Below are 15,120 nucleotides of genomic sequence, written 5' to 3'. Positions count from 1 at the left end.
GTGGCGAGCGCGATTACCCCCGCTGGCCGTGTGCAGCACCTGTGGCGTTAGAACGCTCCAGCGGCATAGTGCGCCGCGATCCCCACGAACAGCATGCCGCCCAGCCAGTTGTTATGGCGAAACGCCGCAAAGCACGACATGCGCTCGCGGTTGCGGATGAGCGTGTAGTGATAGACCGCGCATCCGGCCGCCGCCGCCCAGCCGAGCCAGTACAGCGCGCCGAAACCCAGCACGATGCCAATGCCGACGTAGATGCCAAGCGTCATCGCGTAGCAGAGCATGATCGCGAGCACATCGAAGCGACCGAAGGTGAGCGCGGAAGTACGGATGCCGATCTTGATGTCGTCGTCGCGATCGACCATTGCGTATTCGGTGTCGTACGCAACCGACCAGAACACGTTGGCAAGCAGCATTACCCACGCGAGCACCGGCACCTGGTTCTGGATTGCAGCGAAGGCCATCGGAATGCCAAAACCGAACGCGATGCCGAGATAAGCCTGCGGAATCGCGAAGAACCGCTTCGTGAACGGGTACGAACCGGCGACAAAAAACGCTGCCACCGACAGTTCCTTCGTCAGCGTATTGAGCGGCAGGATCAGCAGAAACGCGATCAGCGACAGCCCGGCGGCGAGCGCCACGGCCTCCCACGCCTTGATCTTGCCTGACGTGATCGGCCGGTTTTCGGTGCGCTTCACATAGCGGTCGAAATCGCGGTCGGCGTAATCGTTGATCGCGCAGCCGGCCGAGCGCATCAGGATCGTGCCGACCACGAAAATCACGAGCAGGGAAAACGACGGATGGCCGTCCGACGCGATCCACAAGGCGTTGAGCGTCGGCCACAGCAACAGCAGACTGCCGATGGGCTTGTCCATGCGGACAAGGCGGAGATAGAGCGGAAGTCGGGCGAACATGGGAAGCCGGGTAAGAACAATTCCGACATTCTAGAGCAGCATGGCAAGCGGTGACCCGCGACCGCCGCCTGCGCCCGTTTCGCCGGTGCGCGAGGCCAGCCACAGGTTGATGCGCCGCCGGAAAATTCAGCCGGATCACGGCCACATGTAAAAACAGCCCACCAGGTGCTAACCTGGCAGGCCGTTCCGTCCTGCTTTCTCACCGGCGCCGCGCATCGCAATCGTCGCCCGGCACGAACCGGACGGGATCTGACCAGCCGCAGCGCCGGTTCACTGCCGAACCATTAACTATCAGGCCAGCATCGAACGCAGCATCCACGCGGTCTTTTCGTGCGTCTGCATACGTTGCGTCAAGAGATCGGCGGTCGGCTCGTCATGCGCTGCTTCGGTCGACGGGAAGATTTCGCGCGCCGTGCGCACCACCGCTTCCTGGCCCTCGACGAGCTGGCGAATCATGTCTTCGGCGGCCGGCACACCGTCGGCTTCCGGAATCGACGAAAGCTTCGCGAATTCCTTGTAGCTGCCCGGTGCATGCACGCCCAGCGCGCGGATACGTTCGGCGATCAGATCGACGGCCATCGCGAGTTCGGTGTATTGCGTCTCGAACATCAGATGCAACGTGTTGAACATCGGGCCCGTCACGTTCCAGTGGAAGTTGTGGGTCTTCAGGTACAACGTGTACGTATCGGCGAGAAGACGCGACAGCCCTTCCGCGATCTTCTTGCGATCCTTGTCGCTGATACCGATATTGACGTGCTGTACTGCTGCTTTTTTGGCCATGACGACTCCTTTTTAAGAGTGATACGAACCGGTCGGCAGGTTCAGGATCGCATGCGCGAGCCCGAGCGCTGGATGCCCGACAGTGTAGCCTGGGCAACCCCGCACGCGCGCTGGCGAACGGTCGCGCCCGCGCCTGTCAGCCGCCGAAAGCGTGCTGCAGCGCCTGTGCGGCGATCACGGCAAGACCGCTCGTGACGATCGCGAGCCCCACCATCTTTCTCGCAACCGTCGCGCCATGCGCGTGCGCGACGTAACGCGCGCCGCCCGTTGCGCGGACACCGTTCGTACGGTTCATTGCATGCTGCACTGTCCGGTTCATGATGCTTCTCCTTCGATTCAAACCCGGCGGTGCACAGATGCGCACCGCCATACCGCCTGACTTCAATTACCGCTTGCGTCCTGCTGTGCGAGCTTTGCGATCGCCGCGACGACGCCTTCGGCATACGCCGGATCGATGCGCCTGAAGTGCTCGATCTGACGCGCGACGATCTCGTCCGGCACGCCGTTGATGTGCCGCGCGATGTTGCCGAACAGTCGCTCGCGTTGTGCTGCATCGAAAATCCGGAACAGCGCGGCCGGCTGGCTGTAGTAGTCGTCGTCTTCCCGATGGTCGTAGCGATCGACGTTCCCGGCAGCGAGCGGCGGTTCCGCGGCGTTGCGGTCCTGCGCAAAGTCACCAAAGCGGTTCGGCTCGTAGTTCACCGTGCCGCCCAGGTTGCTGTCGGTGCGCATGCCGCCGTCCCGATGGAACGAATGCGGCGACGCGACGCGCGACGCATTCACCGGAATCTGGTGATGGTTCACGCCCAGCCGGTAACGCTGCGTGTCGCCGTATGAAAAAAGGCGCCCCTGCAACAGGCGGTCCGGCGAAAACCCGATACCCGGCACCACGTTCGCCGGCGAAAACGCCGCCTGCTCGACGTCCACGAAGTAGTTGCCGGCATTACGGTTCAATTCAAGGGTGCCGACGTCGATCAACGGATAGTCCTTGTACGGCCACACTTTCGTGATGTCGAACGGATTGTAGCGATACGTCGCGGCCTCCGCTTCCGGCATCACCTGAATGCAGAATCGCCACTTCGGAAAATTCCCGCTGTCGATGTTCGCGACCAGATCGCGTTGCGCGCTTTCACGATCGGCGGCGATCACCTGCGCGGCTTCGGCGTCGGTATGGTTTTCGATACCCTGCATCGACCTGAAGTGGAACTTCACCCAGAAGCGCTCGTTATTCGCGTTGATGAACGAGTACGTGTGCGAGCCGAAGCCGTGCATCGTCCGGTAGTTCCGCGGAATGCCGCGATCGCTCATCACGATCGTCACCTGGTGCAGCGACTCCGGATGCTGCGACCAGAAGTCCCACGCCGCGACGTTGCTGCGCGTGTTCGTGTACGGGTCGCGCTTTTGCGTATGGATGAAGTCCGGAAACTTCAGCGGATCGCGAATGAAGAACACCGGCGTGTTGTTGCCGACGACATCCCAGTTGCCCTCTTCCGTGTAGAACTTGACGGCGAAACCGCGCACGTCGCGCTCGGCATCGGCGGCGCCGCGCTCACCGGCAACGGTCGAAAAACGCATGAAGAGCGGCGTTTCCTTACCGACCTGCGCAAACACCTTTGCTTTCGTGAAGCGCGAGATGTCGTGCGTGATCTTCAGCGTGCCGAACGCGCCGGACCCTTTTGCATGGACGCGTCGCTCGGGAATCACCTCGCGGTCGAAGTGCGCCAGCTTCTCGATCAGCCAGACATCCTGCAGCGCGACCGGGCCGCGCGGGCCCGCGGTCATCGAATTCTGGTTGTCGGCGACGGGCGCACCGGCGGCAGTGGTGAGTTTGCGTTCAGACATCCTTCTACTCCTGGCTTTTACTGGAAATTGAGCGTGGTGCCACAGGCGACACAGCCGCTATGGCCGCGAACCTCAGGCCGAAATCGCGCGATCGACGAGAAGTGCGAACGCCACGGTGCGCAGCGATGCGGCAAGGGTCTGTACCGGGAGCGTCGTGGCTTGCTGGGCAAGCGGGGAATGGGCTTGATTCATGGGTTCCTCCGGGAGTGTCGGATCGGGCGATCCATGGAGGAAACTATAACAATGGCTATTGAATTATAGAATTTGATTAAACATATCTATTCGATAGTCGAAGCCCTGAATCTGGGAGGGCTTCTTCTGGCCGCGCGGCGCGATGCCGGCGGCCAGTCCAACCGATGAGACAGCGCGCGTTTAACTGACCGCTACTGGCTGCTCGAGCTTGCTCACGCCGGACAGATCGCAGGCGTTGATGGCATCGCAGATGGCGTCGATGGCGGGCATCCGCGTGAAACTCTTGCGCCATGCCAGCACGACGCGACGGTCGGGTACCGGCTCGTCGAAATGCACGTAGCTGAGGAGCCCCGAGTCGACACCGCCCGCGTGCGGCTTCACCTCGGTCACCGACATGCGCGGCAGCACGGTGATGCCAACGCCGCTTGCGACCATATGGCGGATCGTCTCGAGCGAAGAGCCCTCGAACGTCTTCTGGATGCCGTCGGCGTTCTGCGAAAAGCGCATCAGTTCCGGACACACGCCCAGCACATGATCGCGGAAGCAGTGGCCGCTGCCGAGCAGCAGCATGGTTTCCTGCTTCAGGTCGCTGGGGTCGATTTTCGCGCGCGTCTCCCACGCGTGGCCCGACGGCAGCGCGACGACGAACGGCTCGTCGTACAGCGGACGCAGCATCAGGCCGGTTTCAGGGAACGGCAGCGCCATGATGGCGACGTCGATTTCGCCCTGCTTGAGCAGTTCGATCAGCTTGAGCGTGTAGTTTTCCTGCAGCATCAGCGGCATCTGCGGGACGCGCCGGATCATCTGCTTGACGAGCGTGGGCAGCAGATACGGCCCGATCGTGTAGATCACGCCCAGACGCAGCGGGCCGACGAGCGGATCCTTGCCCTGCTTGGCGATTTCCTTGATGGCGAGCGTCTGTTCCAGCACGCGCTGCGCCTGCGAGACGATCTGCTCGCCCACCGGCGTCACGCTGACTTCGCTCGTGCCGCGCTCGAAAATCTGCACGTTCAGTTCGTCTTCGAGCTTCTTGATCGCCACCGACAGCGTCGGCTGGCTGACGAAACACGCTTCGGCCGCCCGGCCGAAGTGCCGTTCGCGGGCAACCGCGACGATGTATTTCAATTCAGTGAGCGTCATTGGGGACCAATCAGAGCGATGGATTCGATAGGTTTCTGTTATACACCTATGGGGCCAATTCGCCAACCCGGATTGACTTCAATGCAGGCAAAACCGCCGGCGCCCTGTCCAGCCCGGGTTGCGGGCCGCCCGCCGCCGGCGCGGCGCGGCATGGCGGGCGTCAGACGTCAGGCCTTCAGATAGTGCTCGCGCGCGCCGAGCCAGCGGGCCAGGTGCTGCGTGACGACATCCGGGTATTCGTCGAGCAGACGCGCGGCCGCTTCGCGCGCCGGCTCGATCAGCCAGCCGTCCTGTTCGAGATCGGCAAACCGCAGCATGGCCGCGCCCGACTGTCGCGCACCCAGAAACTCACCGGGACCGCGGATTTCGAGGTCGCGCCGCGCGATTTCGAAGCCGTCGGTCGTTTCGCGCATGGTCTGCAACCGTGCGCGGGCGGTTTGCGACAGCGGCCCGGTATAGAGCAGCACGCACACCGACGCCGCACTGCCGCGCCCCACCCGCCCGCGCAACTGATGCAGTTGCGCGAGACCGAAGCGCTCGGCGTGCTCGATCACCATCAGCGATGCGTTCGGCACGTCGACGCCCACTTCGATCACCGTCGTCGCGACCAGCAGTTGCACTTCGTTGCGCGTGAAGGCGTCCATCACCGCGGCTTTTTCGGCGGGCGCGAGGCGCCCGTGCACGAGGCCGACGTTCAGTTCCGGCAACGCCGCGATCAGCGTTTCGTACGTTTCAACCGCGGTTTGCAACTGTAGCGTCTCGCTTTCCTCGATCAGCGGGCAGACCCAGTAGACCTGGCGCCCTGTCAGCGCCGCCTCGCGCACGCGGCCGGTCACTTCTTCACGGCGCGCGTCGGAAACCAGTTTTGTCAGGATCGGCGTGCGGCCAGGCGGGAGTTCGTCGATGGTGGAAACGTCAAGGTCCGCGTAGTAGGTCATGGCGAGCGTGCGCGGAATCGGCGTGGCCGACATCATCAGCTGATGCGGCTGGAAGTCGCGCGCGCCGTCGGCGGCGTTTTGCCCCTTCGCGCGCAGCGCGAGGCGCTGCTCGACGCCGAAGCGGTGCTGTTCGTCGACGATCACGAGGCCAAGGCGCGCGAACTCGACGGCGTCCTGGATGATCGCGTGCGTGCCGATCACGAGCTGCGCGGTGCCGAGCGCCGCGGCTTCGAGCGCCGCGCGCTTGTCTTTCGCCTTCAGGCTTCCGGCGAGCCACGCGACGCTCACGCCGAGCGGTTCGAGCCAGCCGCGCAGCTTGCGCGCGTGCTGTTCGGCGAGGATTTCGGTCGGCGCCATCAACGCGGCCTGATAGCCCGCGTCGATCGCCTGCGCGGCGGCGAGCGCCGCGACGACCGTCTTGCCGCTGCCGACGTCGCCCTGCAGCAGACGCTGCATCGGATGCGGCTGTGTCAGATCCTGCGCGATCCCGGCCGTGACGCGCTGCTGCGCGCCCGTCAGCGCGAACGGCAACGCGGCGAGCAGGCGCGTGACGAGCGAAGCCTGATCCGCCGGCCCGCGACGCGGCATCGCCGGTGCCGCGCGGGTGCGTCGCTCTTCATGTGCGCGCTTGAGCGACATTTGCTGCGCGAGCAGTTCCTCGAACTTGATGCGCGTCCAGGCCGGATGCGTGCCGTCGATCAGCGCGTGCTCGTCCGAATCCGCGTTCGGGTGATGCAGCGTACGTACCGCGTCGATCAATGGCGGCACACCCAGCGGCTGCAGATACGCCTGCGCGACCGGCACGGGCAGCAGTTCCGGCAGCGCGGTGCGCGACAGCGCGTTATCGATCGACTTGCGCAGATAAGCCTGCGTCACGCCGGCGGTGCTCGGATAGACGGGCGTCAGCGCCTGCGGCAGCGGCGTTTCTTCTTCGACGACTTTCACCGCCGGATGCACCATCTCCATGCCAAAGAAGCCGCCGCGCACATCGCCGCGCACACGCAGCCGCTGGCCGATCGCCATCTGCCTGACCTGCGAGCCGTAGAAGTTGAGAAAGCGCAACACGAGTTCGTCGCCGGCATCGTCACGCAGCTTGACCAGCAACTGGCGACGCGGACGCCAGGCAATCTCGTTGTCGAACACGACGCCTTCGGTCTGCGCGATGCCGCCTGGCAGCAGTTCGCCCACGGGCGTGAGCGACGTTTCGTCTTCGTAGCGCATCGGCAGATGCAGCACGAGATCGATGTCGCGCGTGAGACCGAGTTTGGCGAGTTTGTCGGCGGCTCGGGTGGGCGCCGCAGCGGGCTTTTTCGCGCTGGCCTGATCGTCCGCCTGCGCATTCGACGCCGCGGCCGCCGCCTTGCCGCGCGCGGCGCGGCGTTTCGGCGCGACGCTCACTTCTTCGGTATCGGCAGGCATACGGCGTTCGGGCAAGGGCATGTGTCGCTTCGCAAGTACAATATCGGCTTTCCGGGGTGGTGCAGCGCTGCCGCGCGCGCCATGCCGGCACACCCGACGGGTCGCTCACGCGGGCTGGCGCAGCAATGTTTCGCAATCATAGCCGCTCGCCGCCCGGCACCGGTTCAATTCAGCATCGATTCACATCCAGTCCGTTCGCATGTTCACGCTTTCCGATTTCGATTTTGTCCTGCCGCCCGAGCTGATCGCGCAGACCGCGTTGCCCGAGCGCAGCGCGAGCCGTCTGCTCGAAGTGGACGGCTCGCGCGCGCCCGCCCGCTTCAACGACCGCCGCTTCGCCGAGCTGCCCGAGTGCATCGCGCCCGGCGATCTGCTGGTCTTCAACGATACCAAAGTCCTGAAGGCACGCTTCCTCGGCCAGAAGGCCAGTGGCGGCAAGATCGAAGTGCTGGTCGAACGGCTGACTGGCGAAACGACCGCGCTCGCGCAGATCCGCGCCAGCAAAAGCCCGGCGCCCGGCACGACGCTGCGTCTCGCGGATGCATTCGACGTCACGGTCGGCGAGCGTGTCGAGCCGTTCTACACGCTGCACTTTCCCGCGGACTGCCTGACGCTGATCGAGCAGTACGGCCGGCTGCCGCTGCCGCCCTACATCGAGCACGACCCCGACGCGACCGACGAGACGCGCTATCAGACCGTGTTCGCGCGGAACCCGGGCGCGGTCGCCGCGCCGACCGCCGGCCTGCACTTCGATACATCGCTGCTCGCGCGTCTGGACGAGAAAGGCATCGAGCGCGCGACGCTGACGCTGCATGTCGGCGCGGGTACGTTCCAGCCGGTGCGCGTGGAGAATCTCGACGAGCACAAAATGCACAGCGAGTGGTATCAGTTGCCGCAGACGCTCGTGGATCGCATCGCCGCGACCCGGGCGCGTGGCAACCGCGTGATCGCGGTCGGCACGACCTCGATGCGCGCGCTCGAAGCCGCCGCGCGCACTGCCGAGGAAGCCGGTCGCCCGCTCGCGGCAACGAGCGCCGAAACGGACATCTTCATCACGCCAGGCTACCGGTTCCGCATCGTTGACCGGCTGGTGACGAACTTCCACCTGCCGAAGTCGACGCTGTTGATGCTGGTGTCGGCGTTCGCCGGGATCGACACGATCCGCGCCGCCTACGCCCACGCGATCGAAGAGCGGTACCGCTTTTTCAGCTACGGCGACGCAATGCTGCTCACGCGCCGCGACGCGTGATTCACAGCGGCCCGGATATCAGATAACAGGCAGTTTCAACCCGCCGCCGCGCCAGGCGAAAGCGGCGTTCTTCATCTGCTCCGGACTGTTTTCCGGTGGCACAGGAGTCTTTTCATGACCGACGGTCATCAGCACGAAACACAAACCGGAAGCCCGGACAACGGCCTCAAGTTCGAACTGCTCACCACCGACGGCGAGGCGCGCCGCGGCCGCGTGACGCTCAATCACGGCGTCGTCGAAACGCCGATCTTCATGCCGGTCGGCACGTACGGCACGGTGAAGGCGGTCCAGCCGCGCGAACTCGAGGAGATGCACGCGCAGATCATCCTCGGCAACACGTTTCACCTGTGGCTGCGTCCCGGGCTCGAAACGATCGCCGCGCACGGCGGCCTCCATTCCTTCATGGGCTGGAAAAAGCCGATCCTGACCGATTCAGGCGGTTTTCAGGTGTTTTCGCTCGGCGATCTGCGCAAGATCACCGAAGATGGCGTCACGTTCGCGTCGCCGATCAACGGCGACAAGCTCTTCCTGTCGCCGGAAGTGTCGATGCAGGTCCAGAAGGTGCTGAACTCCGACATCGTCATGCAGTTCGACGAATGCACACCGTACGCGACCGATAACGTCCCGACGTCGCACCAGGAAGCGGCTGATTCGATGCGCATGTCGATGCGCTGGGCGAAACGTTCGATCGACGAATTCAACAGGCTCGGCAACCCGAATGCGCTCTTCGGCATCGTTCAGGGCGGCATGTTCGAGGATCTTCGCGACGAATCGCTGGCGGGCCTGTCGGAAATCGGCTTCCACGGCTTAGCGATCGGCGGGCTTTCGGTCGGCGAGCCGAAGGAGGACATGATGCGCGTGCTGAACCACATCGCACCGAAGCTGCCGGCGAACAGGCCGCACTACCTGATGGGCGTCGGCACGCCGGAGGATCTGGTCGCGGGCGTCGCAGCCGGCGTCGACATGTTCGACTGTGTGATGCCGACCCGCAATGCGCGCAACGGCTGGCTCTTCACCCGTTTCGGCGACGTGAAGATCCGCAACGCGACGCACCGGAACTCGCTGCGCCCGCTCGACGAGCGATGCGGCTGCTACACCTGCCGCAATTTCACCCGCGGCTATCTGCACCATCTGCATCGCGTGGGCGAGATCCTCGGCGCGCAGCTGAACACGATCCACAACCTGCACTACTACCTGGAATTGATGCAGGAAATGCGCGACGCGATCGAAAACCATATGTTCGACGCGTTCCGCAAGCTGTTTCACGAAAACCGGGCGCGAGGCGTCGAAGGGCCTGCCTGACGGCGTTCCCACGTTGTGGGTAAGGCCGCGTCGCCCGCAAACGCCCGTCCATTAACGCGTGCGGCGAAATCCGCAGAACAATGCGCCCATGCGACGGAACAAACCTTACAATCATCTTTCGCAATATGTGATCGAGCTGCACCTGTCGCAAATAACAGCTTGATCGGAAAGCGCATTTCATGTGCAGTTGCGGCTTATAGCAGGTGGTAGAATAACCGGCTGCATTTTTTGATCGTTATAACGGAGAGACCAACGTGTCGTTCATTTCCAATGCCTTCGCGCAAGGCACCGGTGGCGCAGAATCGAGCCTGATGAGCTTCCTGCCCCTGATCCTGATGTTCGCCGTGCTGTATTTCATCATGATCCGTCCGCAAATGAAGCGCCAGAAGGACCACCGCAACATGCTCGCCGCAATGGCCAAGGGCGATGAAGTCGTCACGAATGGCGGCATCGTGGGCAAGATCACCAGGGTGAGCGATGCTTACGTTGGCGTCGAAATTTCTGAGGGCACTGAAATCACCGTGCAGAAAGCCTCGGTGACGCAGATTCTCCCGAAAGGCACGCTCAAGTCGCTGTAAGGCCTGCTCTTCGCGTCCGGCGCGGCCTCGCCGGAACCGCACATGGCTCACGCCACGGTTCCCGCGCTCATCGCCGGACGCATCGCCTGAAAGCCAGGAAATCGGACCGGGCTTCCAGGCCAACCTTCCCGTTGGGCCATCCCCATGAATCGTTACCCCCTCTGGAAATATGTCGTGATGCTGGTGGCGCTCGTCATCGGCCTCGTGTACACGTTGCCCAACTTCTTCGGTGAAGCGCCGGCGGTCCAGGTGTTGAGCGGCAAAGCAACGGTCAAGCTCGATTCGACCACGCTCGCGCAGGTCGAATCCGCACTCGCTTCCGATCAGATCAAACCGTCCGCCGTCACGTTCGACAATTCGGCGACCAACGCGAACATCCGCGTGCGTCTGACGGACACCGACACGCAGCTGCGCGTGAAGGACCTGCTGCAGAAGTCGCTGAACGCCGATCCCACCGATCCGCAGTTCATCGTCGCGCTGAACCTGCAAAGCGCGTCGCCCGGCTGGCTGACCGCGCTGCACGCGCTGCCGATGTACCTCGGTCTCGATCTGCGCGGCGGTGTCCACTTCCTGCTGCAGGTCGACATGGCCGGCGCGCTGAACAAGAAGCTCGACTCCGACGCGTCCGACGCCCGCACCCTGCTGCGCGACAAGAACATCCGCGATGGCGGCGTGAACCGCGTGAACCAGACGGTCGTCGTCAATTTCGCCGACGCGGACGTCGCCGAAACCGCGCGCAAGCAGCTTGCCACCGGCATCAACGAACTCCAGTGGGCCACGCAGCCGGATCCGGCGGGCGGTGTCCTGGTGGTCGGCACCTTCACGCCCGCCGTGCAGAAGACGGTCGAAGACTCGGCGCTCAAGCAGAACATCACCACGCTGCATAACCGCGTGAATGAACTGGGCGTCGCCGAACCGGTAATCCAGCAGCAAGGCACCGACCGCATCGTGGTCGAACTGCCGGGCGTGCAGGACACGGCCAAGGCGAAGGACATCATCGGCCGCACGGCGACACTCGAAGCGCGTCTGGCCGACCCGGTGAACACGCATCCGAACCCGAACGATCCGGTGCCCCCGGGCGATGAACTCTTCACGCAGGGCGCGCAGACACCGGTGCTGCTGAGAAAGCAGATCATCTTCACGGGCGACCGGATTATCGATGCGTCGTCGGGCTTCGACGAGCATCAGCGTCCGTCGGTGAACATCCGCCTCGACAGTCGCGGCGGCCGCGCCGTGGCATCGGTATCGCGCGACAACATCGGCAAGCCGATGGCGATGGTGCTGTTCGAGAAGGGCAAGGGCGAAGTGCTGACGGTCGCGACGATCCAGTCGGAACTGGGCGACCGCTTCCAGATCACCGGCCAGCCGACGCCGCAAGCCGCGGCGGATCTGGCGCTGCTGCTGCGCGCCGGCTCGCTGGCGGCGCCGATGGACATCATCGAGGAACGCACGATCGGCCCGAGCCTCGGCGCCGACAACATCAAGAAGGGCTTCCACTCGGTAGTGTGGGGTTTCGCGGCGATCGCCGTCTTCATGATCGCGTACTACATGCTGTTCGGCCTGATCTCGATGATCGGCCTGTCGGTGAACCTGTTGCTGCTGATCTCGATTCTCTCGATGCTGCAGGCCACGCTGACGTTGCCGGGTATCGCCGCTATCGCGCTCGCGCTCGGTATGGCGATCGACGCGAACGTGCTGATCAACGAACGCGTGCGTGAAGAACTGCGCCACGGCGCGCCGCCGCAACTGGCCATCCAGAACGGCTATGAGCACGCATGGGCGACGATTCTCGACTCGAACGTGACCACGCTGATCGCGGGTCTCGCGCTGCTCGCGTTCGGTTCGGGTCCGGTGCGCGGCTTCGCGGTCGTTCACTGTATCGGCATCATGACGTCGATGTTCTCGGCGGTGTTCTTCTCGCGCGGTATCGTGAACTTCTGGTACGGCGGCAAGAAGAAGCTGAAATCGCTGGCGATCGGTCAGGTATGGCGCCCGGCACCCGTCGAAGGCGACGCGGCGTTCCTCGGGCACGACGATGCCGCCACCGACACGGCGCAAGCCGTCGCTGCCGCCGGCGCACGCAAGGCCGCGAAAGCCAGTGCGGCGAACGCCGCGCCGCGCACCGGCAAGCCGGTTGTCCGCCGTCGTAACGATCCGGGCACCGCGCCCCGGAAACCGGGTTCATCCCGCTGAGTCCCGGAGAAAGAGACCATGGAATTTTTCCGCATCCGCAAAGACCTTCCGCTCATGCAGCGCGCGTTGATTTTCAACGCGATCTCGCTGCTGACGTTTATTGCCGCCGTGTTTTTCCTTGCGCATCGCGGGCTGCATCTGTCGGTGGAGTTCACCGGCGGAACGGTGATCGAAGTGCAGTATCCGCAGGCCGTGCCGCTCGAACCGTTGCGCGACACGCTCGGCAAGCTCGGTTACGCCGACGCGCAGGTGCAGAACTTCGGCACTTCGCGCGACGTGCTGATCCGCCTGCCGCTGAAGTCGGGTTTCACGTCCGCGCAGCAGAGCGACCAGGTGATGGGCGCGCTGAAGACCGATAACGCGAAGGTGCAGTTGCAGCGCGTCGAGTTTGTCGGTCCGCAGGTCGGCAAGGAGCTCGCTACCGATGGCCTGCTTGCACTTGCATGCGTGGTCGCCGGTATCGTGATCTATCTGTCGTTCCGGTTCGAATGGAAGTACGCCGTCGCCGGCGTGATCGCCAACCTGCACGACGTGGTGATCATTCTCGGCTTCTTCGCATTCTTCCAGTGGGAGTTCTCACTGTCGGTTCTCGCCGCCGTGCTCGCGGTGCTCGGTTACTCGGTGAACGAATCGGTCGTTATTTTCGACCGGATCCGCGAGACGTTCCGCCGCGAACGCAAGATGACGGTCATCGAAGTCATCAACCACGCGATCACCAGCACGATGTCGCGCACGATCATCACGCACGGCTGCACGCAGATGATGGTGCTGTCGATGTTCCTGTTCGGCGGCCCGACGCTGCACTATTTCGCGCTGGCGCTGACGGTCGGTATCCTGTTCGGTATCTACTCGTCGGTATTCGTCGCCGCGGCGCTGGCGATGTGGCTCGGCGTGAAGCGTGAAGATCTGATCAAGGACAGGAAGGAACGTCACGACCCGGACGATCCGAACGCAGGCGCGCAGGTTTAAGTATTACCCTTCGCGACAACGCAGGTGCATATGACAAAGGCCGGTTCTTTCGAACCGGCCTTTGTCGTTTACCGCGCAACCGTCTGCCGTCTGCGCGGCAACCACATCATTTGAACCCGAGCTTGCGGCGCGCCGCGATCAACGCGACAAGACTGATCACCGCCGCGAACATCATGTAGAAGCTCGGCGCGGTTTTGGTCCCGGTCGCGCTGATCAGCCACGCGATGATGAACGGGCCGAAGCCGCCAAAAACCGTCACCGCGATGTTATATGCGAGCGACATGCCGGTCGTGCGCGTCGCCACCGGAAAGATCTCCGAGAGCAACCCCGGCAGCGCGCCGAAGTAACCGGTCATCAGAAACGCGAAGACGATCTGGATCGCGATGAGCGTTTCGAACGTCGGATGCGCGACGAGATACGCGAACGCCGGATAGATCAGCACCAGCAGCAACACGGCTGACGCCAGCATGATGCCGGTTCGTCCGTGGCGGTCGGACAGATGCCCCACGACCGGCGAGAACACGAGCTGGATCGCGCCGACGAGCAGGATCGCCGCGAACGACACCGAAGGCGACAGCCCCAGTTGCTTCACGCCGTAGGTCGGCATGAACAGCACGAGATACGTCGATACCGTGCCGAGCACCACGAGGCCCATCGCGATCACGAGGCGCAGCTTGTGGCTCGCGAAGGTATCGCGCAGCGGGGTGGTGGTGGTTTCGGCGGCGAGGAATTCCGGCGTCTCGTCGAGGCGCGTGCGGATGTACCACGCGACCGGCCCGATCAGCAGCCCGAAGACGAACGGCACACGCCATCCCCACGACATCATCTGCTCCGGCGAGAGCTTGCCCGTCAGCACGACGCCGAAGAGCGCCGCGAGCAGCGTGGTCAGCCCCTGGCTCGCGATCTGCCAGCTCGCGAAGAAGCCCCGCCGGCCCGGCACGTGTTCGGCGAGAAACGCCGTCGCGCTGCCGAACTCGCCGCCGGCGGAAAAGCCCTGCATCAACCGCGCGAGCACCAGGATCACCGGCGCGGCAAGACCGATCGTCCCGTATACTGGAAGGACCGCGATGATGAGCGTGCCCGCCATCATCAGCAGGATCGAAAGCGTCAGGGCCGCCTTGCGCCCTGCCCGGTCGGCGTACGCGCCGAGCACGATCGCGCCGAGCGGGCGCATGAAGAAAGAGACGCCGAACGTGCCAAGCGTGACCAGCAACGAAACGGTGTCGTTACCCGCGGGGAAAAACAGCTTCGAGATGGTGACCGCGAAAAACCCGTAGACGACGAGGTCGAACCATTCCAGCGCATTGCCGATCGACGCGGCGACTACGATGCGCCACGAACTGTGCCGTGCCGCTGCGGCGCTTGTGGCCGTCGTTGCATTCATTCAGATCTCCCGTGCGCGCGAATCGTGTCGTCGCCCGCCTGGATGCGCGCACAACCAGTTGGGCAGTAGCGCACTATGTACCTGAAAAATTAACTTCGCGCGAGCACCAGATGCAGCACCCGGACATCACGCCTGAAGCAAAACACCCCACTGGCGTCATCCGCCAGTGGGGTGCAGGGTCCTGCCAGTTGGGTTCAGTGCGGGTTCATGTCTCACCATCCCG

General features: G+C 63.8%; 12 protein-coding genes. 5 read left to right on the top strand and 7 right to left on the bottom strand.

The annotated features are described in order from the left end of the window. Positions 1–47 precede the first annotated feature (47 nt). From ubiA to recG, 6 genes are all read right to left on the bottom strand, one after another. Positions 48–911: a 4-hydroxybenzoate octaprenyltransferase gene (gene ubiA, locus LPA37_RS06960; RefSeq protein WP_229012130.1), complete on the bottom strand. Its 864-nt coding sequence runs from the start codon at positions 909–911 to the stop codon at positions 48–50. 291 nt (positions 912–1,202) lie between these two features. Next, positions 1,203–1,691: a Dps family protein gene (locus LPA37_RS06955; protein WP_228975055.1), complete on the bottom strand. Its 489-nt coding sequence runs from the start codon at positions 1,689–1,691 to the stop codon at positions 1,203–1,205. Positions 1,692–1,827: 136 nt separating this feature from the next. Continuing rightward, positions 1,828–2,010, bottom strand: a complete 183-nt coding sequence (locus tag LPA37_RS06950) for a hypothetical protein (RefSeq protein WP_229012129.1) — start codon at positions 2,008–2,010, stop codon at positions 1,828–1,830. 62 nt (positions 2,011–2,072) lie between these two features. Further along, on the bottom strand, positions 2,073–3,533 hold the full coding sequence (locus LPA37_RS06945) for a catalase (protein WP_229012128.1): 1,461 nt from the start codon (positions 3,531–3,533) through the stop codon (positions 2,073–2,075). A 372-nt stretch (positions 3,534–3,905) separates the two neighbouring features. Further along, positions 3,906–4,865, bottom strand: coding sequence for a LysR substrate-binding domain-containing protein (locus LPA37_RS06940; protein ID WP_228975060.1), 960 nt, complete (start codon positions 4,863–4,865; stop codon positions 3,906–3,908). Positions 4,866–5,032: 167 nt separating this feature from the next. Continuing rightward, positions 5,033–7,243: an ATP-dependent DNA helicase RecG gene (gene recG / locus LPA37_RS06935; protein ID WP_229012127.1), complete on the bottom strand. Its 2,211-nt coding sequence runs from the start codon at positions 7,241–7,243 to the stop codon at positions 5,033–5,035. 178 nt (positions 7,244–7,421) lie between these two features. Here recG and queA point away from each other — a divergent pair, with 178 nt between their 5' ends. The 5 genes from queA to secF all read left to right on the top strand — a co-directional run bounded on the left by queA (position 7,422) and on the right by secF (position 13,513). Continuing rightward, the gene (gene queA / locus LPA37_RS06930; protein WP_228975064.1) at positions 7,422–8,471 is read left to right on the top strand and encodes a tRNA preQ1(34) S-adenosylmethionine ribosyltransferase-isomerase QueA; all 1,050 of its coding nucleotides are present in this window, start codon (positions 7,422–7,424) and stop codon (positions 8,469–8,471) included. Positions 8,472–8,585: 114 nt separating this feature from the next. Beyond that, positions 8,586–9,773 carry a tRNA guanosine(34) transglycosylase Tgt gene (tgt, locus tag LPA37_RS06925; protein ID WP_229012126.1) on the top strand — a complete coding sequence of 396 codons (1,188 nt, stop codon included), beginning with the start codon at positions 8,586–8,588 and terminating at the stop codon, positions 9,771–9,773. A gap of 254 nt (positions 9,774–10,027) precedes the next feature. Beyond that, on the top strand, positions 10,028–10,351 hold the full coding sequence (gene yajC, locus LPA37_RS06920; protein WP_228975067.1) for a preprotein translocase subunit YajC: 324 nt from the start codon (positions 10,028–10,030) through the stop codon (positions 10,349–10,351). A 144-nt stretch (positions 10,352–10,495) separates the two neighbouring features. Continuing rightward, positions 10,496–12,544, top strand: coding sequence for a protein translocase subunit SecD (gene secD, locus LPA37_RS06915; protein WP_229012125.1), 2,049 nt, complete (start codon positions 10,496–10,498; stop codon positions 12,542–12,544). Positions 12,545–12,562: 18 nt separating this feature from the next. Then, positions 12,563–13,513 (top strand): protein translocase subunit SecF, encoded by a 951-nt coding sequence (secF, locus tag LPA37_RS06910; RefSeq protein WP_228975072.1) that lies wholly within the window; start codon positions 12,563–12,565, stop codon positions 13,511–13,513. Positions 13,514–13,619: 106 nt separating this feature from the next. Here secF and LPA37_RS06905 read toward each other — a convergent pair whose 3' ends face one another. Beyond that, positions 13,620–14,897 (bottom strand): MFS transporter, encoded by a 1,278-nt coding sequence (locus LPA37_RS06905; protein ID WP_228975074.1) that lies wholly within the window; start codon positions 14,895–14,897, stop codon positions 13,620–13,622. Positions 14,898–15,120: the final 223 nt, after the last annotated feature.

The organism is Paraburkholderia gardini, from assembly GCF_907164545.1.
GTDB classification, from domain to species: domain Bacteria; phylum Pseudomonadota; class Gammaproteobacteria; order Burkholderiales; family Burkholderiaceae; genus Paraburkholderia; species Paraburkholderia gardini.
This window is presented reverse-complemented; position numbering and strand designations above follow the sequence as displayed.

Bases quoted from the DNA above. Each gene is read 5' to 3' on its own strand.
- ubiA (WP_229012130.1), bottom strand. From the start codon at position 911: ATGTTCGCCCGACTTCCGCTCTATCTCCGCCTTGTCCGCATGGACAAG.
- LPA37_RS06955 (WP_228975055.1), bottom strand. From the start codon at position 1,691: ATGGCCAAAAAAGCAGCAGTACAGCACGTCAATATCGGTATCAGCGAC.
- LPA37_RS06950 (WP_229012129.1), bottom strand. From the start codon at position 2,010: ATGAACCGGACAGTGCAGCATGCAATGAACCGTACGAACGGTGTCCGC.
- LPA37_RS06945 (WP_229012128.1), bottom strand. From the start codon at position 3,533: ATGTCTGAACGCAAACTCACCACTGCCGCCGGTGCGCCCGTCGCCGAC.
- LPA37_RS06940 (WP_228975060.1), bottom strand. From the start codon at position 4,865: ATGACGCTCACTGAATTGAAATACATCGTCGCGGTTGCCCGCGAACGG.
- recG (WP_229012127.1), bottom strand. From the start codon at position 7,243: ATGCCCTTGCCCGAACGCCGTATGCCTGCCGATACCGAAGAAGTGAGC.
- queA (WP_228975064.1), top strand. From the start codon at position 7,422: ATGTTCACGCTTTCCGATTTCGATTTTGTCCTGCCGCCCGAGCTGATC.
- tgt (WP_229012126.1), top strand. From the start codon at position 8,586: ATGACCGACGGTCATCAGCACGAAACACAAACCGGAAGCCCGGACAAC.
- secD (WP_229012125.1), top strand. From the start codon at position 10,496: ATGAATCGTTACCCCCTCTGGAAATATGTCGTGATGCTGGTGGCGCTC.
- secF (WP_228975072.1), top strand. From the start codon at position 12,563: ATGGAATTTTTCCGCATCCGCAAAGACCTTCCGCTCATGCAGCGCGCG.
- LPA37_RS06905 (WP_228975074.1), bottom strand. From the start codon at position 14,897: ATGAATGCAACGACGGCCACAAGCGCCGCAGCGGCACGGCACAGTTCG.